Origin of the sequence: Rhizobium sp. N731, assembly GCF_001664145.1 — a bacterium.
Lineage (GTDB): Bacteria > Pseudomonadota > Alphaproteobacteria > Rhizobiales > Rhizobiaceae > Rhizobium > Rhizobium esperanzae.
This window is the reverse complement of sequence record NZ_CP013603.1, coordinates 16,432-37,205: the sequence shown is the minus strand read 5'-3', so window position 1 is coordinate 37,205 and position 20,774 is coordinate 16,432. Positions and strand designations below refer to the sequence as shown.

At 61.8% G+C, this 20,774-nt stretch carries 19 protein-coding genes; 5 read left to right on the top strand and 14 right to left on the bottom strand.

The genetic code is table 11. The annotated features are described in order from the left end of the window. Positions 1–32: 32 nt before the first annotated feature. The 5 genes from AMK02_RS21895 to AMK02_RS21875 are packed head-to-tail and all read left to right on the top strand — an operon-like array spanning position 33 to position 6,643. Positions 33–974, top strand: coding sequence for an NAD-dependent epimerase/dehydratase family protein (locus AMK02_RS21895; protein ID WP_064806725.1), 942 nt, complete (start codon positions 33–35; stop codon positions 972–974). Then, entirely contained in the window at positions 964–2,913 is a 1,950-nt protein-coding gene (locus tag AMK02_RS21890; RefSeq protein ID WP_064806723.1) for an HAD-IIIA family hydrolase, read from the top strand. The genes AMK02_RS21895 and AMK02_RS21890 overlap by 11 nt, the downstream gene beginning before the upstream one ends. Next, entirely contained in the window at positions 2,910–3,890 is a 981-nt protein-coding gene (locus AMK02_RS21885) for a GHMP family kinase ATP-binding protein (RefSeq protein ID WP_064806721.1), read from the top strand. Before AMK02_RS21890 ends, AMK02_RS21885 begins: the two co-directional genes overlap by 4 nt. A 9-nt stretch (positions 3,891–3,899) precedes the next feature. Next, the gene (locus AMK02_RS21880; protein WP_064806719.1) at positions 3,900–5,117 is read left to right on the top strand and encodes an NAD-dependent epimerase/dehydratase family protein; all 1,218 of its coding nucleotides are present in this window, start codon (positions 3,900–3,902) and stop codon (positions 5,115–5,117) included. Continuing rightward, positions 5,114–6,643, top strand: a complete 1,530-nt coding sequence (locus tag AMK02_RS21875; RefSeq protein WP_064806717.1) for an FAD-dependent oxidoreductase — start codon at positions 5,114–5,116, stop codon at positions 6,641–6,643. Before AMK02_RS21880 ends, AMK02_RS21875 begins: the two co-directional genes overlap by 4 nt. Positions 6,644–6,659: 16 nt before the next feature. Here the strand turns inward: AMK02_RS21875 and AMK02_RS21870 are convergent, their stop codons facing one another. The 14 genes from AMK02_RS21870 to AMK02_RS21805 all read right to left on the bottom strand — a co-directional run bounded on the left by AMK02_RS21870 (position 6,660) and on the right by AMK02_RS21805 (position 20,711). Beyond that, positions 6,660–7,460: a phosphate/phosphite/phosphonate ABC transporter substrate-binding protein gene (locus AMK02_RS21870; RefSeq protein WP_064806715.1), complete on the bottom strand. Its 801-nt coding sequence runs from the start codon at positions 7,458–7,460 to the stop codon at positions 6,660–6,662. Positions 7,461–7,541: 81 nt separating this feature from the next. Further along, positions 7,542–8,996: an NAD-dependent succinate-semialdehyde dehydrogenase gene (locus AMK02_RS21865; RefSeq protein ID WP_064806713.1), complete on the bottom strand. Its 1,455-nt coding sequence runs from the start codon at positions 8,994–8,996 to the stop codon at positions 7,542–7,544. A 10-nt stretch (positions 8,997–9,006) separates the two neighbouring features. Then, positions 9,007–10,086: an ABC transporter ATP-binding protein gene (locus AMK02_RS21860; protein WP_064806711.1), complete on the bottom strand. Its 1,080-nt coding sequence runs from the start codon at positions 10,084–10,086 to the stop codon at positions 9,007–9,009. Beyond that, the gene (locus AMK02_RS21855; RefSeq protein ID WP_064806710.1) at positions 10,083–10,883 is read right to left on the bottom strand and encodes an ABC transporter permease; all 801 of its coding nucleotides are present in this window, start codon (positions 10,881–10,883) and stop codon (positions 10,083–10,085) included. Before AMK02_RS21855 ends, AMK02_RS21860 begins: the two co-directional genes overlap by 4 nt. Position 10,884: 1 nt before the next feature. Then, positions 10,885–11,757 (bottom strand): ABC transporter permease, encoded by an 873-nt coding sequence (locus AMK02_RS21850; protein ID WP_064806708.1) that lies wholly within the window; start codon positions 11,755–11,757, stop codon positions 10,885–10,887. 112 nt (positions 11,758–11,869) lie between these two features. Beyond that, entirely contained in the window at positions 11,870–12,880 is a 1,011-nt protein-coding gene (locus tag AMK02_RS21845) for an ABC transporter substrate-binding protein (RefSeq protein WP_064806706.1), read from the bottom strand. Between the two features lie 47 nt (positions 12,881–12,927). Continuing rightward, positions 12,928–13,251, bottom strand: a complete 324-nt coding sequence (locus tag AMK02_RS21840) for an NIPSNAP family protein (protein ID WP_064806704.1) — start codon at positions 13,249–13,251, stop codon at positions 12,928–12,930. Positions 13,252–13,255: 4 nt separating this feature from the next. After that, positions 13,256–14,719 (bottom strand): aldehyde dehydrogenase, encoded by a 1,464-nt coding sequence (locus tag AMK02_RS21835; protein WP_064806702.1) that lies wholly within the window; start codon positions 14,717–14,719, stop codon positions 13,256–13,258. Between the two features lie 4 nt (positions 14,720–14,723). Next, positions 14,724–15,764 (bottom strand): LLM class flavin-dependent oxidoreductase, encoded by a 1,041-nt coding sequence (locus tag AMK02_RS21830; protein WP_064806700.1) that lies wholly within the window; start codon positions 15,762–15,764, stop codon positions 14,724–14,726. After that, positions 15,761–16,696 (bottom strand): flavin reductase family protein, encoded by a 936-nt coding sequence (locus tag AMK02_RS21825; RefSeq protein ID WP_064806698.1) that lies wholly within the window; start codon positions 16,694–16,696, stop codon positions 15,761–15,763. Before AMK02_RS21825 ends, AMK02_RS21830 begins: the two co-directional genes overlap by 4 nt. Then, positions 16,693–17,535: an alpha/beta fold hydrolase gene (locus AMK02_RS21820; protein ID WP_064806696.1), complete on the bottom strand. Its 843-nt coding sequence runs from the start codon at positions 17,533–17,535 to the stop codon at positions 16,693–16,695. Before AMK02_RS21820 ends, AMK02_RS21825 begins: the two co-directional genes overlap by 4 nt. A gap of 16 nt (positions 17,536–17,551) precedes the next feature. Beyond that, positions 17,552–18,154, bottom strand: coding sequence for an amino acid synthesis family protein (locus AMK02_RS21815; RefSeq protein WP_064806695.1), 603 nt, complete (start codon positions 18,152–18,154; stop codon positions 17,552–17,554). Between the two features lie 346 nt (positions 18,155–18,500). Next, complete coding sequence (locus AMK02_RS21810; protein WP_004676649.1) at positions 18,501–19,196, bottom strand: GntR family transcriptional regulator; 696 nt, start codon at positions 19,194–19,196, stop codon at positions 18,501–18,503. Positions 19,197–19,340: 144 nt separating this feature from the next. Further along, on the bottom strand, positions 19,341–20,711 hold the full coding sequence (locus AMK02_RS21805; RefSeq protein ID WP_064806693.1) for an FAD/NAD(P)-binding protein: 1,371 nt from the start codon (positions 20,709–20,711) through the stop codon (positions 19,341–19,343). Positions 20,712–20,774: the final 63 nt, after the last annotated feature.

The following is a 20,774-nucleotide window of genomic DNA, read 5'->3' as shown; positions in this document are numbered from 1 at the left end:
AGAGCCTTAACAGATCATATGGAGCTGCCGACATGCATGCCTTGGTAACAGGAGGGGCCGGATTTATCGGCAGCCATCTCTGCGATCGCCTCTTGGACTCGGGTTATCGGGTAACGGCAATCGACAATTTTCATCTTGGTCGGATGCGCAATATAGATCATCTCCAGGGCCGGGCGGATTTTCGCTTCCAGAAGCTTGATATGCTCGATCGGGAGGGCATGGATCAACTCTTTGCGGCGGATCGTCCTGATGCCGTTTTCCATCTCGCCGCCAATTCCGATATTGCCGCGGGCAATACCAATACGGAACTGGATCTGCAGTTGAACCAGCTGACGACGACGACACTGCTTGCCATCATGCGCAAGCATGGTGTCGGCAGGCTCTTCTTTGCCAGCACTTCTGCGGTGTTCGGCGAAGCCGAAGGCAATATTCACGAGGTTCACGGCCCCTTGCAGCCGATCTCGTTCTATGGCGCCAGTAAGCTTGCAGCGGAGGCCTATCTGTCCGTCTATGCTCTGTCATTCGGCATCAAGACGCTGGTGCTGCGCTTTCCCAACGTCGTTGGCGAACGTTCCACCCACGGTGCAATCTACGACTTCATCAACAGGTTGAAAGCGGATCCGACGAAGCTTCAGGTCCTCGGCAACGGAAGGCAGACGAAGCCCTATCTCTATGTCGGCGACCTGGTGGACGCGATTCTCCTGGCCTGGAACAAGGCGCCCGGCGCCTATGAAGTGTTTCATGCCAGCGGCATCGGCGAAACCTCCGTCCGCGATATTGCCGAGATCGTGGTCTCGAAGGTCGCAGCCGGAGCCGCTATCGAATATGGAAGCGAGGATCGCGGCTGGCTGGGCGACGTTCCGCGCTTCAGCTACGACATCAGTAAACTGATAGCGCTGGGCTGGTCGCCGAAGCGAAAGTCGACGGAAGCGGTTGAACTCGCCGTGGAGCGGATTCTGGCGAATGGGTTCTGACACCGCTATCCGCGAGGCAATCATTATTGCCGGAGGCCTTGGAACGCGCGCGCGCAGCATGACGGGCGATGCCATTCCGAAAGCCCTCCTGCCGATCGACGGCGTACCGATCATTCTCAGGCAGATCCGCGTCCTCGCCCGCGAAGGCGTTCGGCATGTGCGCGTGCTCGGCGGCCACCTCGGCAGCCAGCTCGAGCCTGCTCTCGGCCCGGAAGCTGAAAAGCTCGGTATTACGATCGAGGTCTTCGTGGAGACGTCGCCGCTCGGCACGGCCGGCTGCCTGACGACTTTGGACACGGTCGCCGACGATGTCCTGATCGTCTATGGTGACATGCTTTTCGATCTCGATCTGTCGGCGCTGGCGCGGCATCGTCAGCAATTTCCCGCCGCCCTGACGATCATCGCGCATCCCAATGATCATCCCCGCACATCCGACATCGTCGTTCAGAAGAACGGCTATCTCACGCGCCTCTTGGCTCGCAAGGCGCCACGCGATGCGGATTGGCGCAATCTCGTGCCGGCCGGCTTGTACGTGGCTTCCGGTCAGTTCTTCGAGACCCTCCTGCCGGGCCACCAGGCCGACATGATCCACGATGTCATTCCCGATCTTCTCGAGCGCTCGATCCCGGTCGCAATCTACGACACGCCCGAATATATGAAGGATACCGGATCTCCGAGCCGGCATGCCGCGGCGGCAGAGGATCTTAGGCAGGACCGTGTCCATGCAATCCACTTGTCGGTCCGAAGACCCGCGGTGTTCTTCGATTGCGACGGCGTGCTCAACGAAGACGTCGGCGGCCATGGCGTCATTCATCCCGACCAGGTGACGTTGGTCGGCCGCGCCGGCCAAGCGGTACGGCTCGCCCGCGAGGCAGGCTTCCTCGCGGTCGCGGTAACGAACAGGCCGCAGGTCGCCAAAGGCCTGCTCGACGAAGCCGGCCTGGATCATGTTCTCGGTCGTCTGGAGGCCGAGCTGGCCGAAGACGGCGGCGTCCTGGATCGCATCTACTTTTGTCCGCATCATCCGGACAAAGGATTCCCCAATGAGGTGCCCGAACTCAAGATCGATTGCGCTTGCCGCAAGCCCGGAGACCTGATGATCCGCCAAGCCATGGCGGAACTGCCGATCGAAAAAACGAGATCCGCCATCATTGGCGACAGCCTGCGCGATATCGGTGCGGGCCGCAAAGCCGGAATCTGGGCCTATGGCGTCCGGACCGGTTACGGCGTGCGGGACGATAGGAGCTATCCTGCCGCAGAAACGGGAATCCCCCACGCCGATCTGGTCTTCGACACGGTCTATGATGCTGTTCGCTTTCAATGCAGCTACCACGACATTGGGCAAGCTCTCTTCAAAGCGATTGATGAGCGGCTTTCCAATGCGGCAGGCCCGCTGCTCGTAGGCATATGCGGTCGTTCCCGCTCAGGGAAAAGCACGTCCGCGCATGCCGTACAACGCCTTCTCTCGGAAGCCGGGCGCAGCGTGCTGCGGCTGGAGCTCGACCGCTGGATATTGCCGCTCGAGCATCGCCGGCCCGATATGGATGCGGAAGAACGCAACAGGGTGGATGATTATCCCGAGATCGTCAGAATGCTGCGTCAATCCGGACGGGTCGAGGCACCGGGTTACGACACGGCAAGCCGTGGCCAGCATGCATCTCCGACGCTCTACGATGCGCGTGGTGCCGACGTGATCCTTCTGGACGGTATCTTTGCCGGACATGCGTCGATCCGCGAGGACGTTGATATGACTGTCTTCGTCGAAGCCTCACAGCAGGCGTTGCTGGATCGCTTTCACAAGTTTTATGCCTGGAAAGGCCTAACGCCAGCGGCGGCCGAAGAGCTCTTGAAGTCGCGAATTCAGGAAGAGTGGCCGAGGATCGATCTGCAGCGGACATCGGCCGACATCGTCATCAATCTCGAGGAGGCACTCCTTTGATCGTTTCTTCCGCACCTTTTCGCGTCAGCTTCGCCGGCGGCGGCTCGGACATCGCGTCCTATTACCGTCGTCAGGCGGGCGCAGTATTGTCCTGCGCGATCGCCAAATACAGCTTCGTGATCGTGCACAACTATTTCAACGAAAACAAATATCATCTCAAATATACGCGAACCGAGCTTGCCGATGGCCTTGAGGATATTGCCCATCCGCTACTGCGCGAGGCCTTGCGCATGCACCGGGTCGAGCCCGGCATCGAAGTCGCTTCCGTCGCCGACATTCCCTCCGGCACCGGTCTCGGATCATCCAGCTCCTTTTCCGTGGCGCTGATCAACGCGCTTTATGCTCACCGGTCGCGCTTTGCCTCCAAGGATCAGTTGGCGGAAGAAGCCTGCAGGCTCGAGATCGATATCCTGAAGGAGCCGATCGGCAAACAGGACCAGTACGCAGCCGCCCATGGCGGCCTGAACTTCATCGAGTTCAATTCCAATGGCGGCGTGAACGTGCAGCCCGTCGTCCTCAGCTCCGAGAAGATGGCTGAGCTCGAGAGCAATATCCTGCTGTTTTTTACCGGAAGCCAGCGCGATACGCGCTCTGTGCTGTCAACCCAGGTGCAGGCGATGGAGACGGACGAGGACAAGTTCCGGACCGTCGAACGCATGGTGCAACTGGCCTACGAAATGCGCGACATCCTGATGAGCGGGGATCTCAGCGCCTTCGGCGAAGCGCTGCACCGCGGATGGATGATGAAGCGCTCGCTGACATCGCAGATCACCAACAGCGCGATCGACGAGTTTTACGATGCGGCCCGCGCGGCCGGCGCGATCGGCGGCAAGCTCGCGGGTGCCGGCGGAGGGGGCTTCCTCGTCCTCTATTGTCCGAAAGACCGCCAGGCAAAAGTCCGGCAAGCGCTCTCGCAGCTCAAGGAGATCGAGTTTCGTTTCGACTGGAGCGGCGCGCGCATCGCCTTTGCACAGTAGAGGGTGTTGATGGCACCGCGTCTCATCATCACGGGATCGACCGGCTACATCGGCGCAAGACTCGCGGCGACGGCGCGTGAGCGCGGCTTCGACGTGGTTGAATTCGGTCGGCGATCCGGAGCGAAATGGCGCATTGGAGATGAGCCTGCTGTATCGGATCTGGAGGGGGCGGCCGCAGTCATCCATCTCGCGCATTCCTGGGCGACCGAGCCGCAGGCGGCTGAAGAAAACAACATCAATATATCGGGCACCGTTAAACTGGCCGAAGCGGCAAGAGCGGCCGGCGTGCCGCACTTCGTCTTTTCCTCCTCCACCTCGTCCCGGAGGGAAGCGCTCAACGTTTACGGACGCACCAAGTTCAGAATCGAACAACACCTGGCCGCCAGCTCTGCAGCACCGATCGTTCGCATCGCGCGGATCGGGCTTGTCTATGGCGGCCCACGGGTTGCGATGTACGGCTTGATGGCGAAGCTGGCGGCCTTGAGTCCACTCCTGCCGATGATAGGGCTCAGCCGAAAGGTCCAGCCGATTCATCTCGACGAAGTTGCTGCAGGCCTTTTGGCGCTGGCGACCCGGGAGGACCTGCAGCCGCAAACATTCGTGCTCGCACAGGAAAAACCGCTCAGCTTCGCCGCCTGGCTCGGAATTCTTCGCCGCAGCCAGGACAAGGGCAAGCTTCATTTCATACCGATCCCTCTGGGCTTCGCTCTTTTTGCCTGCCGGATGACCAAGCTTGTGCCGTTGATCCCGACTGTTGATCCGGAGCGCGTCCTGGGACTCGCGGGCGCAGCGCCGATGGAGAGCGCGGAAAGCCTCAGGCTGCTGGGCTTGAATCCGGCCGATCCGACAATGGTGCTGACGCGGGAGTTCGCTCAAACAGACCAGGAAGAGTCGCACGGTGAGGCGAAGGCGCTGCTGCAATATCTCGGCATCACGCCGACGTCGGTACAGTTGCAGCGGCTCGACGAAGGGCTTCGCCGTGAAGGTCTGTCGCCGCTCGGCCTCTCCCCAAGGTTGATCCGGAATCCGCGCCTGCTCGCCTTCTTCGAGCCGCCGGCCAATCACACGCAGCATCGGCTTGCGCGAGCCCTCTATCTCGCAGATCTCGCGAGCGAGCCGGAAAGATATTCGGCCAAAAAGAGCGGACTTTTCGGCGCCGTGCTGGCCATCGCCGGCGATGTCCTGCTCTTCCCGCTTCGCGCACTTTTGGCGGGACGATACCGATGAGGACGCCCGACGCCGACTTCATCATCGTCGGCAGCGGTCCGGCAGGCGTCTCCGCTGCGTTTCCGCTGATAGCGGCCGGCCGCCGCGTCCTGATGCTGGATGCCGGCAATGATGCTGGATGGGAGGACGAAAGCCGCAGCGCCCGTGTCTTGGGAAGCAATCTGGAATCGCTCCGCGCCGACAATGGCAGTTCACCGAAACTGCAGACCCCGGTGGCCCGCGGAATTCTTGAGCGGTTCCGGCGCGAGTCAGGGATCATAGGCAACGGATTCACGCCGGTCGCCAGCCTCGTCCGTGGCGGTCTCTCCAATATATGGGGAGCGCAAATCAGCTACCTCGATGCCGAGGACATCGCGGGCTGGCCTATCGATATCGAGCTGCTGCAGCGATCCTACGAACGTGTGTCGCAACGCATCGGGATCAGCACGAACGCCGATTTGACCGCAGGCGCCAACAGCGAATCCGTCCTGCCGCTTGGCGCCACAGCCGCCCATGTCCTCCATCGGCACGAGATCGCAAAGCCGGCCGATGGGTCGTTTCGGCTTTTTCCCGCCGTCAACGCCATCCTTTCGGAGGCGAAGCCCGGGCGGGCCGCGTGCGATCTGCGCGGCGACTGTCTCTACGGCTGCCCGAGCGGCGCGATCTATAACAGCCGGCAGGATCTGCTTGCGCTGCAGAAGTCGCCGCATTTTCGGTTGCTCGATAACATGCGCGCCATATCTCTGACGTCCAACGCGGGCTGGACGATCGGAACGGCCGACGGATCATCATTCTCTGCGCCGAGGATCATTCTCGCCGCAGGCGTGCTCGGAACTGCCGCCCTGCTGGCGGACCTCCTGCCGATCGGCGGTGAAGGACTGCGCCTTTTGAACAGTCCGACGCTTGCCATTCCTCTGCTCTCTCCGGCAAGATTGCTGCGCTCGGCCACGGCGACCCATAGCCTGGCGCAACTCGGATTGTCGCTGCGTTACGGCGAGCGCGCATCCGACTATGTGACGGGTGCGATCTATGAAGTCGGCTCGCTGCCGGCGCAGAGCTTCGTCAACAGGATGCCGCTCGGCAGAAAGGCCGGGCGCGCCGCGTTCGAGACGATCGCCGGCAGCCTGCTGGTTGCGACGATCTATTATCCTGGCGACCAAAGCCGGAGCTACATCCATCGCGATGCAGCAGCAGGAAAAGGCATGACCGTCCGGGGCGGCTTTGCAGACGATTTCGATATCCGCACCAAGGATTTGAAAAGACGGCTTCTCCGCGAGTGGCAACGGTTAGGGCTCGTTCAGCTTCCCGGCGCATCGCTGGCCGAACCCGGGATCGATGCGCATTTTGCCGGCACCCTGCCGATGGGCGCAACCGGGCCCTTCGGTACCTCTGCGGACGGCGAATTGAACCTCCATCCGGGTCTTCACGTCGTCGACGGCTCGGTTCTCCCCGATCTTTCCTCGAAATACATCACGATGACGATCATGGCGAATGCCGATCGCATTGCCCACCGCCTCGCTGAAACCGAAGCAAACCCGGCGCTCTGACGTCCGTCTGCCTGTTTCAGGCCCTTAATGGCGGCAAAGCATCTCCGGCCAATGATAGCAGCGGCTCGTAATCCGCTTCGGAAAGCAGCGCGATATCAGCGAGTCCCATCGTGGCGCGCATGGCCGCTAATGACGGCTCTCTGATGGCGGCATGCAACGCACCTCGGAGGAGGAGAATTGTTTGGCTCGATGCGTCGCCTGATGTGATGAACGGCAGACCGGGAGCCTTGGGTGTTTCGGCGATGATCCGGATGTCCTCGACCATGGCGGGATCGAAACGGCACATATTCTCAAGAGTGATACAATCGATGGCCGCGCTTTCCGCCCTGCCCTCGATAACGGCGGCAATGCTGCCGCCGTGGCTGCCTGTTTCGATGATCCGCCCAAAGAAACGGCCGTTGCGCGCAAGCGGAGCGACGGCGGCGCGAAAGAGATTGCTGCCGGAATTGCTGTCAGGGCTGTTGATCGCAGCTGTGGTGCCGCGCAGATCCTCCAGCACGCGAAGGGAAGAATTCTCCCGGACGATGATGAAGCTGCGCATCAGCGGCCCATTGCAGCCGGGGTGGCTATAGACGGGCGTGGCCACCAGCCGCACCCGGCCGCGCAGGCTCGTGGCAAAAGGGTAGCCGCATGTCTGCGACAACAGCAGATCCGGCCTGAGCCAGGCTTCGTCATAGGCAACCGTCTGGTCGAGCGTTTCAGGCACCCCCGTGAGGCCGGCATGCAGGAGGTAGTGCCGGAGAAACGACCAGAGTTCGGCCGTCGCCTCCGCGAGCGGCCGGGATGTCAGGTACATGGCAATGCTGACGAGATGCATGCCGATCTTTCATTGCCCCTGCATAAGCGCTACAGCGTCCCGCCTGAAAGACGGGCGGCGCTGGAACGCAAAGGTTGAGGATCAGGCAATGCCGCCCAGGCATACATATTTGAGCTCGGTATATTCGTCCAATCCGTGCCGGGAGCCTTCGCGGCCGAGACCCGACATCTTGACGCCGCCGAACGGCGCCTCGGCGGTGGAGACAAGACCGGTATTGACCCCGACCATTCCATATTCGAGTGCTTCGGCCACGCGGAAGACCCGCGACAGATCGCGCGCGTAAAAATAGGAGGCAAGGCCGAACTCGGTGTCATTGGCCTGCTCGATGACGTCCTGCTCATCGCGGAACCGGAAAAGCGGGGCAAGGGGGCCAAAAGTTTCTTCACGCGCCACCTGCATGCCGGCGGCAACGTCACGCAGAATGGTCGGCTCGAAGAAATGGCCGCCAAGCGCGTGGCGTTTGCCTCCCGTTACGATCCCGGCACCCTTTGCGACAGCATCCTGAATATGGCTTTCGACCTTGGCAACGGCGTTGTCGTCGATGAGCGGGCCAAGCACGACGTCACGCTCCAGGCCATTGCCGACCTTCAACTTCGAAACGGCCTCCGCCAGCTTGGCGGCAAACGCCTCATAGACGCCGTCCTGGACATAAAGCCGATTGGCGCAGACGCAGGTTTGACCGTTGTTGCGGAATTTGGCGATGATGGCGCCTTCGACCGCCGCGTCGAGATCGGCGTCGTCGAAGACGATGAAGGGGGCATTGCCGCCGAGCTCGAGACCGAGCTTCTTGATCGTCGGCGCGCATTGCCGGTACAGCAGCTCGCCCGTCCGCGTGGAGCCGGTGAATGTCAGGACCCGAACGTCGCGGCTGGCGGTCAGCGCTCCACCGATTGCAGCTGCATCACCTGTGACAATGTTGAGGAGGCCTGGCGGCAGGCCGGCGCGCTCTGCGAGGACGGCGATCGCGATCGCGGAGAACGGCGTCTGCAGCGCCGGCTTGAGAACGACGGCGCAGCCGGCGGCAAGCGCCGGGCCGATCTTGCGCGTGATCATCGCGTTCGGAAAATTCCAGGGCGTGATCGCCGCCACCACGCCGGCCGGTTGGCGCAGCACGAGGATACGTTTGTCGGGTTGATGTCCCGGTACGATCTCGCCGTTGATGCGTCGTGCCTCCTCGGCGAACCATTCGATGAAGCTCGCACCATAGGTGATTTCCCCCTTGGCTTCGGCCAAGGGCTTTCCCTGCTCCAGTGTCAGGATCATCCCCAGATCGTCACGGTTTTCGATCATCAGGCGATGCCATGTCTTAAGCACCGTTGCACGCTCCCCGGCGGTCTTCTTCGCCCAAAGCTTCTGGGCAACGACGGCAGCGGCGATGGCATCTTCCGTTTCCGTCGCACCGAAATCGGGGACCGCGCCCAGCACCTCACCCGTCGCGGGATTGCGGACCATGGCCGACGCGCGACCTTCCGCTTCGATCCAACGATCGGCGATGGGGCATGCCTGGCGGAACAGCGAGGGATCATTGAGTTTCATGGGACAACTTTCAACAGAATACGTGAGCGGCGCCGGGATCGAAATCGAGATGGACTATATCTCCACGATTGAGCCCGGCAATAGCCTCATGACCAAACGGCAAGCGAACCGAAAGCGCCTCGCCTGTCGCCGTCTCCGTGGAGACGTGGATATTGTTGCCGAGAAAGGTAATGTCGCTGACCGTTGCGGCAAGACCTGCGCCGGCGGCTCTTGCGCGCGACAGCCGAATGCGCTCCGGCCTCAGCATCAGCGCCGCCCTTGCGCCGGAGGTCCCTTTTCCATGCACCGGAATCTGGTTGAAGATGGTTCCGCCTCCGAGCGTTATGGTGGCTTGTCCATCGGAGGATGAAACCAGGTCGCATGAAATGAAGTCACTGTCGCCGATGAATTCGGCAACGAAGCGGGTCTTGGGATTGGCGTAGAGCTCGGGACCTGTTCCGATCTGATCGATGACGCCCTTGGAAAAGACCGCGATGCGGTCGGAGAGCCGCAGGGCCTCTTCCTGATCGTGCGTGACGTAAAGTATCGTCACTTCCGTCTGCTGGTGGATGCGGCGGATCTCATGCTGGATTTCCTCGCGCAGCTTCTTGTCGAGCGCCGACAGAGGCTCGTCCATCAGCAGCACTGGCGGATCATAGGCAAGAGCCCTGGCAAGCGCGACGCGCTGCTGCTGACCGCCGGACATCTGCGCCGGCTTGCGATCCTCGAAGCCTTCGAGACGGACGAGGCGCAACATCTCCTTCACCTTGCTGTCGATCTCGGCCTTGGACTTGCGCCGGACCTTCAGCGGAAAAGCGATGTTTTCGCCGACCGTCAGATGCGGAAACAGCGTGTAGCGCTGGAACACCATGCCGATATTGCGCTTGTGCGACGGCGTGGCGAGCAGGGTCTTGCCCTCGAGCGTAATGTCGCCTTTGGTCGGGTTTTCAAAGCCGGCCAGGATGTAGAGCGTCGTGCTCTTGCCGGATCCGGAGGGGCCGAGGAAAGTCAGGAATTCACCGCGCCGGACATCGAGATTGACGTCGTGGACGGCGACGACAGGGCCGTATTCCTTACGAATTCCGCGGATCTGAAGGAATGATTCGTTCATTGTTTCAGTACCTTACGCACGACGGCCACCAGCGCCATCAAGATGATCGTCAAGAGGATGAGAAGGGTCGATGCGGCAGCGACAACAGGCGTTAGGTCCTGCCGCAGCGTCGCCCACACCTTCACCGGCAGCGTCTGCAGGGTCGGGCTGGACATGAAGATCGCCACCACCACCTCGTCCCAGGATGTCAGGAACGAAAAGACGGCGGCCGAAAACAGCCCATGGCTGATTGCCGGAAGCGTGACCCTGATCTTCGCTTCCAAAGGCGAGGCGCCGCAGAGCACGGCCGCGTCCTCGATCGACTTGTCGAAGCCTTCCAGCGCACTCGATATCGACAGGATCGAGAAGGGCAGTGCCAGCACGAGGTGCGAAATGACGAAGCCCGTCAGGGTGCCGCCAAGGCCGATCCTGAGAAAGAAGGCGTAGAGGGCAACAGCGAGAACCACGACCGGCAGGATCATCGGCGTCAGAAACAGCGCCTTCAGCGCATCGCGGAACATGAAGGAACCGCGCACCAGGCCGAAAGATGTGACGAGTCCGAGCAGCACCGACAGAACCGTGACGATGACGGCGATCTTGAAACTCGTCAGAGCCGATTCCAACCAGCGCGGGTCGGCGAAGAGTTCATTGTACCACTGGAAGGTCCAGCCCGGCGGCGGAAAGATCAGCCATTGCGAGGAGCCGAAGGACAGGGCCGCGATGAAGACGATCGGCAGCAGCAGAAAGGCTGCAGTCAGAAGTGTGGTCGCGAGCAGGACGTATTTCCACCAGCCGAGACGGTCGAAATTGAGCAACATATCAACGTCCTCCCGTGTTCTGGTTGCCGAAGAAACGCAGTTGCACGGCATAAAGCGACAGCGTCACCACCAGGAGCACAAGCGCCGCCGCACCGCCCATTCCCCAGTTGACCAGCGACTGCACGAATTGCGCGATGAGTTCCGCCAGCATCATGTTGGCAGTGCCGCCGAGAAGCGAGGGCGTGACGAAATAGCCGAGCGACATGACGAAGACCATCAGTGCGCCGGCCGCCATGCCGGGCATCGCCAGCGGCAGGAGGACGCGCGTCAGGCACTGCCAGCGGTTGGCGCCGCAAAGGGCTGCCGCCTGCAGGGTCGACGGGTCGATCTTCTTGATCACACCGTAGAGCGGCAGGATGATGAAGGGCAGCATGATATAGGTCATGCCGATCGTGACGCCGGTGAGATTGTTGACGAGCGCCAGCGGCTGGTCGATCAGCCCCATGCCCATCAGCATCTTGTTGATGAGCCCGGTTCGCTGCAGCAGCACCATCCAGGCATAGGTGCGGGCCAGCAGGTTGGTCCACATCGAGAGCAGCAAGATCGCAAAGATCACCGTGCTCAGCCGGCCGGGCATGATCGCCAGCGCCCAGGCGACGGGAAATCCGATCGCCAGCGAAATCACCGTGACGAGGCCTGAGACGATGAAGGTATTGGCGAAAATCTTGAGATAGGTGGCAGAGCCGATCAGCTGGGCATAATTTCCAAGGCCCGGAACGGGCTCCAATACGCTGCGCAGCAGCAGGATCGCCACCGGCGCGACGAAAAAGATGCCCACGAAGGCAAGAGCCGGAACGACCCCGCCAAGTCCTGTTGCCCTGCGTAACTTTGGCAGAGGCATGATTGCGCCGGAGGCGTCGCTATACGTCGACATGACAGTCCTTCCCACCCGTCAATTTCCGCAGCGGCGAGGTCCGATGGACGCGTACCGCCGCTGCAGGAGACACGGCGAATTTTCGCCGTGCCCGTTCATCTCCAGTTTCGGACTATTTCGCCTGCCAAGCGTACCACTTCTCGCCGATGGCATCGCGATTATCAGCCCAGTAGTTCATATCGGCATTGACCTGGCTTGCGGTCTGCTGATCCGGCAGGGTCTTGGCGGTTTCCGGGTCCATCAGCTTGGCCGAGTCAAGATTGATCGGCGCGTACCCCGTAGCCTTTGCAAGGGCAGCCTGCGGTTCGGCCGAGGTTGCCAGCGCGATGAACTTCATCGCAGCCTCGGCATTCGGCGCGCCCTTCGGCACGACGAGCGCATCGGCAGCGGTGATGTTCTGCTCCCACGAGGTTTCAACCTTGATGCCAGTCGCAGCAAGCGCCGTCATGCGCCCGTTCCAGACACTGCCGAACGGCGCTTCGGCGGAAGCCAGCAGCTGCTGCGACTGGGCGCCACCCGACCACCAGATGATATCCGACTTGATCGTATCGAGCTTCTTGAAGGCGCGGTCGAGATCGAGCGGATAAAGCTTGTCGGCCGGCACGCCGTCGGCAAGCAGCGCCGCCTCGATCACGCCGGGAGCCGACCACTTGTAGAATGTGCGCTTGCCGGGGAACTTGGCCGTGTCGAACAGGTCGGCCCATGTCTTCGGGCAGGCTTTGACGGCATCGGCATTGCAGCCGATGACGAAGGAATAATAGAAGCTGCCGACCGAATAGTCGGTGACGAAGCGCGGATCGAGCTTCGATTTGTCGATGACGGAGAAGTCGAGCTTCTCGAGCTGGCCGTTCTTGCCGGCCTGGGCGGCATAGTCGCCTTCGACATCGACGACATCCCAGTTGACTTCGCCGGCCTCGACCATGGCCTTGAGTTTGCCGTAGTCGGTCGGGCCGTCTTGCACGACGGTGATGCCGGTCTTTTCGGTGAACGGGCTTGCCCATGCCGCCTTCTGCGCATCCTGGGTCGTTCCGCCCCAGCTCGAGAAGACCATGCTGTCAGCATGCGCCGGCGCGGAGACCGCGACGAATGCGGCAACCGCCGCGAAAGCAAATGTCGTTTTCATGTTCCCTTATCCTGTTCTGGTTTGTCCTGCGGGTATGCCTTATGCCGTCAGCGCGCCTCGCTCCGGGGAGAGAAGTTTGCCGGCTTCATAATCTTGTTTTCCGCCACCTCGATCAGGTCGCGGATCTTCGGCAGGAAGGCCTGCCAGCGGGGATCGGCCAGAAGCCGCTGGCGTCTCGCCTCGCGGTCGTCCAGGCTTGTAAAGGCCCAGATGTGAACGATCTCGTTGGTCGTGCCGATCTCCGAGAAGAAGTAGCCGACGAGCGTGCCGAGATGGCTCTTCTGGATCTCGATCCCTTCTTCCTCGACGACCTTGAGATATTGCGGGATCGTGCCGTTCTTCAGCCGATAGGTGCGGATTTCGTAGAACATCGCGTCACCTCATCACGAAGGGGTCGGGGATCGGATCGTCGGAGGTCCTGAGCCAGATCGTCTTGGTGCGGGTATAATCGAGCGCCGCGGCCATGCCGCCTTCCCTGCCGTGTCCCGACAGGCCGAAGCCGCCGAAGGGCGCGATCGGCGAGACGGCGCGGTAAGTATTGACCCAGACGATGCCGGCGCGGATGCCCTTCATCAGCCGGTGCGCCCGGGTGAGGTTCTGGGTGAAGATGCCGGAGGCCAGGCCGTAGCGGGTGTCGTTGGCAAGCCGCAGCGCCTCGGCCTCGGTCTCGAAGGAGACGACGGAGAGGACCGGTCCGAAGAACTCCTCGACCAGCGACGGCGAGGCGACATCGTCGCAATCGAGGATTGTTGGCGGGAAATAATAGCCGTCGCCATCGATCTTGCGTCCGCCGGTGACGAGGCGGGCGCCGCTTTCGATCGACTTCTCGACGAGGGCGCCGATATTGTCCTGCTGGCGCTTGGTGGCAAGCGGGCCGACTTCGGTCGCCATATCGAGCGGCGCGCCGATGCGGATTGCTTCCGCCTTCTGCCGCAGCAGCGCGACGAACCGGTCCTTGACGCTGCGCTCGACGATCAGGCGCGAGCCGGCGACACAGCTCTGCCCCGTCGCCGCGAAAATGCCCGCGACCTGGGCGTTGGCGGCGCTTTCGAGGTCGGCGTCGCCAAAGACGATGAAGGGCGACTTGCCGCCGAGTTCAAGCGAGGTAGAGGCGAGATTTTCGGCCGAATTGCGCACGACGTGCCGGGCGGTTTCGGGGCCGCCGGTAAAGGCGACATGCGCGACCTTCGGGTGACGGCCGAGGGCCGCACCGCAGGAGGCGCCGAAACCGGTGATGATGTTGACGACGCCGGCGGGAAAGCCTGCCTCATGGACCAGCCGCGCGAATTCAAGCAGCGGCGCCGGCCCGTCTTCCGAGGCTTTGACCACCATGGTGCAGCCGGCCGCGAGCGCCGGGCCGATCTTGACGGCCGACAGGAAGAGCTGGCTGTTCCAAGGCACGACCATGGCGACGACGCCGATCGGCTCGCGGCGAAGCCAGACGTCCATATCGGGCTTGTCGATCGGCAGGTAAGAGCCTTCGATCTTGTCCGATATGCCGGCATAATAACGGTAATATTCAGCGACATAGGCGATCTGCGCCGACGTTTCGCGGATGATCTTGCCGGTGTCGCGCGTCTCCAGCTCGGCGAGGATCGGGGCGTTGGCGGCAACCAGATCGGCGAGCTTGTAAAGCAGCTTGCCGCGCTGCGTCGCCGTCATCTTCGCCCAGGGGCCATCGTAGAGCGCCCTTTCGGCAGCGTTGACGGCCCGATCGACATCATTCTCGCGCGCCTCGGGCATCTCAGCCCAGACCGTGCCGGAAGCCGGATCGATGCTCGGATAGAAAGCTTCGCCATCCGAGAATTCGCCGTCGATATAGTGCTGGAAACGCCGCATGGCTTTACTCCTGAAATGCCGGCATGACCTCGGCGATGAAGCGCTCGAGCGACGCCTTCTTGCGCTCGAAACTCATGCCGGTGTCGATCCAGAAGGAATATTCGTCGTAGCCGAGGGCTTCATAGGCTTTGAGCCGGTCGATGACGGTCCGGGCGTCTCCGACGACATTGTTGGTGCGCATGACCTGATCCGACAGCATGGCGTTCGCTCGGATCTGCTCGTCCGAAATCCGTTCGATCAGACCCTGGGTCACCGGCTTCTCATTCTTGAACCAGGCGAAGAAGTAGTTGTAGTAAACGCTGAGCTCATGAGCCGCCTCGGCGACGTCTTCTTCCGACGAGCCGACATAGGTGTGGCGCAGCAGCATGATCTTCGGTCGTTCAACATCGGGGTTCTTGGCGCAGGCATCATTGAAGCGGTCCATCAGCGACTGAACCTCGTCATCACCCTGCCAGAGCGGCGTGACCTGGACATTGCAGCCGTTGGCGACGGCAAATTCGTGCGAGTTCGGATCGCGCGCGGCAACCCAGATCGGCGGGTTCGGCTGCTGCAGCGGCTTCGGCGCCGAGGTGGTCGCGGGAAATTTGAAAAACTCGCCGTCATGGGCGTAATCGCCCTTCCATATGCCCTTGACCGCCGGGATCAGCTCGCGCATGCGCTGGCCGGCGCCCCAGGCATCGAGACCCGGCAGCAGGCGTTCGTATTCGAAGGAATAGGCGCCGCGGGCAATGCCGATGTCGAGCCTTCCGTCGCAGATGATGTCGGTCATAGCCGCTTCGCCGGCAAGCTTGATCGGATGCCAGAAGGGCGCGATCACCGTGCCCGTCCCGAGCCTTGCTCGCGACGTGCGGCGCGCGAGATCGGCAATGGTCACGAAGGGATTGGGGGCAATGGTGAAATCCATGCCATGGTGCTCGCCCGTCCAGATCGCATGCATGCCGCCCTTGTCGGCGATCTCGCAGAGCGCGACGAATTCCTCATAGAGGCTCTTATGGCTCTGGCCGGCGTCGAGCCGTTCCATATGGACGAAGAGGGAGAACTTCATGCTTTTGCGCCTTTGGCTGGAATGGGATGGATTTTGCCGCCGGTCTCGTCACCGAAATAGACGCCGAAATTGCCGATCGAGCTTTCCATCGCGAAGCGGTTGACGATATCGGCGGTCGAGCTGGTCTTGAATTTTGCCGCAGCCAGGGCGTCGGGCTTGACGAACCTGCCACCGGCAGGCTCACCGTCTCCGGCAACGGCGTGATAGACGATGTGCTGCTTGCCGTCGCTCTTGCCCTCATAGACCGAATAGAGGAAGCCGATGCTGACCGTCAGCCCGGTGAGCGTCTCCAGGTATTTTTGCAGCGCCTCGGTCGGGTTGCCGTCATGGGCGTCGATGTTCGGCAGGGAGAGCACATCCTCGCCCAGCAGCAGAACCTCACCGCGGCGTTCGACGACGGCCGCTAGCTCGATATTGCCTTCGGCGGCCGCGGAAACCGCCTTGCTTGCAAGCGTCGGCGTGAAATAGCCGCCGCGCGCATAGCCGAGACCGTTGCGGCCGCTATTGTCGAAGGATTCGATCCGGCCCATCAGGATGACATGGTCGCCGGCCTCGACGACCTGTTCCATGGCGCATTCGAACCAGGCGGCCACATTCGAGAAGATCGGGCAGCCCGCCGATCCCTTTGCCCATTCGACCGCCGCAAATCTGTCTTCGACCGGCCGCGCAAACGTGTTCGACACGTCCTTCTGCGTTTCCGACAGCACGTTGATCGCGAAATGCGGCGTACCGGTCATGGTGGCGAAATTGCGCGACGTCTTGGCAAGGCAGACGAGGAGCAAGGGCGGATTGAGCGAGACCGATGTGAAGGAGTTCGCGGTGAAGCCGATCGGATTTCCTTCCCCATCGCAAGCGGTGACGACAGTCACGCCTGTCGGAAAAGCGCCGAATGCATCGCGCAATGCTCTTGGATCGACAGTCTGGATTGTCATCGTTCATCCTCCCCGAACGACAGCCACTCGGCGAGCAGCGAATTGACGATATCAGGCGCGGTCAGGTTCACCATATGACGATGACCTTCGACGATGCGGGCCCAACCCTTCGGCGCGAGCGCCGCCATTTGCTCTGCCATCAGAGGCGTCGAGTTGGGATCGTCGGACCCCGTCAGAAACAGGGCCGGACCAGCCACGTCTTTCCAGCGATCGGCATAGGTCTCGTCTCCGCCGGCAAAAGCGGCATAAGCAACCGCATAGCCGTCCGGATCGACGCGACTGAGCCATTCTCGCGTCAGTTCCCGCGCAACGACGCTGTCTGCATCATCGCCGAACCAGCGCGCCAGCGGGCCTTCCTTGTCGACCCCCGTCAGCGGAATGGCCGCGGCCCGCGCGAGCACAGCGGCCTTTGCTTGCGGATCGCGCCTGTAAACGCCGTTAAGATACGCGACACGGCTGATCCGTTCGCCGAACGTCGCCGCCGCTCCTCCGGATACCAGCGCCCCCATCGAGTGGCCGGCAACATTCACCCTATCGATCGCCATCTCGTCGAGAAAGCGCCCGAACCAGGCGACGAACTCCTCCAGGCGGCTGCCCGCCGGCAGTTTTGCGCTCTCGCCATGCCCCGGCATGTCGACGGCAATGACGCGGTGGTCGGCCGACAGAAAGGTGATCTGCGGCGCCCAGGCTTCGAGCCGCATGCCGACGCCATGAATGAGAACCAGCGGCTCGCCGCTGCCGGCCTCGTGATAGGCCGTTCCGCCTGGCGTCTTCTTTCGGGGCAAGTCACCGGCATCTTTTGCTGCAGCGGCGCCCGAGATCGATCCGGCTGTCAGCATCTCAGCGCCCACCCTTTCAAACGCCCGCCGGGTTGGCGACGTCCTGCCCAAGATCCTTCAGATCCTGGTAGCGGTCACCGATGCGGTGATGAGGACGCCCGCCCACCGACGCGCCAAGAGCCACGACAATCTCATCGGCGGCCGGCGCATCGGGGATCGAAGTCTGGATGGTGAGATAGTGCGAGCGGCGGCCTTCATCGTTCTTGTCCATCAGCGGGATCATGATCGGCGCATTGGCAGGACCGCGCGTATTGCAGAAGGCGAGATAGGATTTGGCGCCGACGGCATGGCGATAAAAATTGCCGAAGCGCAGCGTGTGGATGAGCGCGGAGGCATGTTCGATTTCACCATCCAGGCCGACGACGGCGGCCTTGCCATAGGCTTCGACCGCACCGCCGGAACCGACCGCATCGATGATCATCTTGGTCAGCAACTCACCGAGAACCGGAGCGCCCGCATGGATTTCGGGCTTGAGATCTTCGACAAAGCCGCGGCCCGCCCAGGGGTTCTTCACGACCGCGAAAGCGGAAAACAGTTTTAGCGGCACCGCCGCGGCCTTGCCGCCTTCGATCAGCGTCGTTTCGATCTGCAATCCCGTCTTGCGAATTTGAATGGCCATGGAACACCTCATCTCTCTACTTTATATTATGGTATACCATAATATGCCGATGTCAAGTTGATGTTTGCGATGACGCGGATTGAGGTTCGATCCTTGAAAATCTGCGGTTTTCCGCCCGTCAGCAGCGACGCGGCAGGCAGAACAATCCCAGTGCTTACGATGTCACATTATATATTATTGATTATGGCATACCATCACATCGAGCAAAGACAGGTGTCAAGCTCGAAGTGTAGAGCTCCGGGGAACGTGAATCGCGATGCGCAAAGGCATCGACAAATGTCGATGCGACAGCACCTCGTCGGAGATCTGCAGTGGCCCCTAATGCAATGAGACGGGTTTTAAAAAGTTATTCAGCAGGCTTCTGGGCGGATAGCACCGCTTCTGCAATGGCACTTGCCGCCGCGACATGATCCATCGCCGCCCGCTGGGCGCCCTCGCCGTCGCCGCGACGGATGGCATCGACGATCTTCGACATCTGCAGCGGCCCTTCGATGCCGCGTCGTTCCGTCTTGATCGTCATCGAGCGCAGATGGTTGATGCGCACGGTGAGGAGGTTGACGACGCCCCAGGCGACATGCCTGTCGACCATGGTGAACAGCGTCTGATAAAAGGACGAGGTATTGGCCAGCACGCCCGCCATATCGCTGTCGCGATAGCTGTTGCGGATTGCGGTCAGGGATTCCTCGAGCGCGGCGACGATCTCGGGGCTGCCGCGCTCCGCGCAGAGCCGCGCCGCCATGCCTTCAAGCGCACCGCGGATCTCATATATCTGCTTGGCTTCCTCGATATCGAGCTGGGCGACGATCGGTCCCTTGTTCGGCAGATTGGCGACAAGCCCTTCCGATTCCAGATGCCGCAGAACCTCGCGCACCACCGTGCGGCTGACGCCGAGCTGAGCGCAGAGGTCGCGCTCGACAAGCCGGTCTCCGGGACGGAAGTATCCGTTGACGATGGCCTCGCGGACCTTGTCGAGCGCCAGTTCCCGCAAGGTCTTCGCAGGACGCTCGACCCTGATTGCTGCGTCCTTCAGAGCACCGCTCATGCTGTACCTCGGGGTTGGATTGACTTCGCAGGCTCAAGCTTTGCTGCGGCAGTCGAACTCGGGAATCGTATTATGGCCTACCAAATACTGTAGCTGTCGGCGGCCAGCAATTCAACAGCACCGTGCCGATCCGAGATTATCAGCCTATGCCTCGGACTTCAGCCTCGCCCTGACGATCTCTTCGGCCACGGCCTTCGCCTGCACCCGGATGTCGGGGACGGCGGTGATCTCCCAGAATTGTCCCGCCGTCAAGGCGCCGACGGCAAACAACCGCGCGGGCGAGATCCGGGACGGAGCCGTCACTTCGGAAGCCGCATCCACCTGGATGCCGAGGCCGAGAGGATCAGGGACGATCAGCTGAAACCGGCTCATCCCCTTCAGAAGCGGCGAATGGCTGATCCCGGCGCGCTCCATGCCCGTGCAGTTGACCAGCCAGTCCGCCCTGATCTCGTCGATCTCGCGCTTGGCTCTGACCCTGTATCCGGCGACCAGCCTGCCTTCCCTGGCCTCGAGCGATTTCAGGAAGCCCGCGTGAAAGCGAACGGTTCCGTCCGCGACCAGTCTCTCGAAGCCGGCGAACACCTCGGGCGCGACCCGGTGGCGATGGATGTTCCACCAGGGAAGCGCGTGGCGCAGGAAGCGGGCCCGCTCCTCGTTCGAAAGCCGTTGCCAGAGAGCCTGCGTGACCGGCCTCAGGCCGTCCATCACGCTCCGCCAGTCGGCGACCGGCCTGCTCTTTTCCCGCAAGCTCTTCAACAGGCCGCTGATCGTGCCGGGAAGCGTGTGCACGTCGATCGGCAGCGGCGCGGGCGGCGTCCTTGCATGGCCGAGCGGTGCCAGGCCGCGCCGCGAAAGCACCTCGATCCTGCCCCTATGACCATGGGCGCGAAGTGCCAGAACCTGATCGATCATCGTCAGGCCAGAGCCGAGAATACAGACCGCATCGGACGGTGCGACACGCCTCAGCCATGAAAGCCGCCATGGGTTCTCGACGATCCGCGATCGCAAAAATGGCGGGACGCCGGCCGGATCGACCGGAAGGTTCGCGTTTCCAACGCCAAGACAGAGCACCACATTCTTTCCGGCAATCTCGTCGCCATTGCCGAGATGGAAGGCGAGCGTGCTGGTGTAGCGCTCCACGCATCCGGCCGCCTTGGCCTTGATGAAGTCGACCCGGCAACGGCCATCCCGCTTGCGCAGCAGCCGCGCAAGCGTATCCCTGACATAAAGGCCGTAATCGCTGCGCGAGGCGAAGTCGCCGGCCTGCATAGGACGTCCATGGGCCTTCAGCCAGTTAACGAAGTCGTCGGGATGATGGGGCAGCAGGCTCATGCGGCCGGCCGGCACGTTGAGGCGATGGAGGTAGAGCTCCGTCCTATATGCCGTCCCGCGTCCGAAACCGGCATCGTCGCCGACGACCGCGATCTTCGCCGACGCGGGAAGCAGCTCGACGAGATTACAGGTCACAGCGATCGCTGAAAAACCGGAACCGACGACGATAACATCGTATGTCAAGGCACTCTCCCTGAACCTCGGTAACGCTGCCTCTTGTCACTCACCGCCACGCGGATGGCTCAA

Excerpts from the sequence above, each read along its gene's own strand:
- AMK02_RS21850 (WP_064806708.1), bottom strand. The coding sequence starts at position 11,757 with ATGTCGACGTATAGCGACGCCTCCGGCGCAATCATGCCTCTGCCAAAG.
- AMK02_RS21880 (WP_064806719.1), top strand. The coding sequence starts at position 3,900 with ATGGCACCGCGTCTCATCATCACGGGATCGACCGGCTACATCGGCGCA.
- AMK02_RS21865 (WP_064806713.1), bottom strand. The coding sequence starts at position 8,996 with ATGAAACTCAATGATCCCTCGCTGTTCCGCCAGGCATGCCCCATCGCC.
- AMK02_RS21875 (WP_064806717.1), top strand. The coding sequence starts at position 5,114 with ATGAGGACGCCCGACGCCGACTTCATCATCGTCGGCAGCGGTCCGGCA.
- AMK02_RS21830 (WP_064806700.1), bottom strand. The coding sequence starts at position 15,764 with ATGAAGTTCTCCCTCTTCGTCCATATGGAACGGCTCGACGCCGGCCAG.
- AMK02_RS21835 (WP_064806702.1), bottom strand. The coding sequence starts at position 14,719 with ATGCGGCGTTTCCAGCACTATATCGACGGCGAATTCTCGGATGGCGAA.
- AMK02_RS21895 (WP_064806725.1), top strand. The coding sequence starts at position 33 with ATGCATGCCTTGGTAACAGGAGGGGCCGGATTTATCGGCAGCCATCTC.
- AMK02_RS21815 (WP_064806695.1), bottom strand. The coding sequence starts at position 18,154 with ATGGCCATTCAAATTCGCAAGACGGGATTGCAGATCGAAACGACGCTG.
- AMK02_RS21810 (WP_004676649.1), bottom strand. The coding sequence starts at position 19,196 with ATGAGCGGTGCTCTGAAGGACGCAGCAATCAGGGTCGAGCGTCCTGCG.
- AMK02_RS21845 (WP_064806706.1), bottom strand. The coding sequence starts at position 12,880 with ATGAAAACGACATTTGCTTTCGCGGCGGTTGCCGCATTCGTCGCGGTC.
- AMK02_RS21890 (WP_064806723.1), top strand. The coding sequence starts at position 964 with ATGGGTTCTGACACCGCTATCCGCGAGGCAATCATTATTGCCGGAGGC.
- AMK02_RS21820 (WP_064806696.1), bottom strand. The coding sequence starts at position 17,535 with ATGCTGACAGCCGGATCGATCTCGGGCGCCGCTGCAGCAAAAGATGCC.
- AMK02_RS21825 (WP_064806698.1), bottom strand. The coding sequence starts at position 16,696 with ATGACAATCCAGACTGTCGATCCAAGAGCATTGCGCGATGCATTCGGC.
- AMK02_RS21840 (WP_064806704.1), bottom strand. The coding sequence starts at position 13,251 with ATGTTCTACGAAATCCGCACCTATCGGCTGAAGAACGGCACGATCCCG.
- AMK02_RS21855 (WP_064806710.1), bottom strand. The coding sequence starts at position 10,883 with ATGTTGCTCAATTTCGACCGTCTCGGCTGGTGGAAATACGTCCTGCTC.
- AMK02_RS21870 (WP_064806715.1), bottom strand. The coding sequence starts at position 7,460 with ATGCATCTCGTCAGCATTGCCATGTACCTGACATCCCGGCCGCTCGCG.
- AMK02_RS21860 (WP_064806711.1), bottom strand. The coding sequence starts at position 10,086 with ATGAACGAATCATTCCTTCAGATCCGCGGAATTCGTAAGGAATACGGC.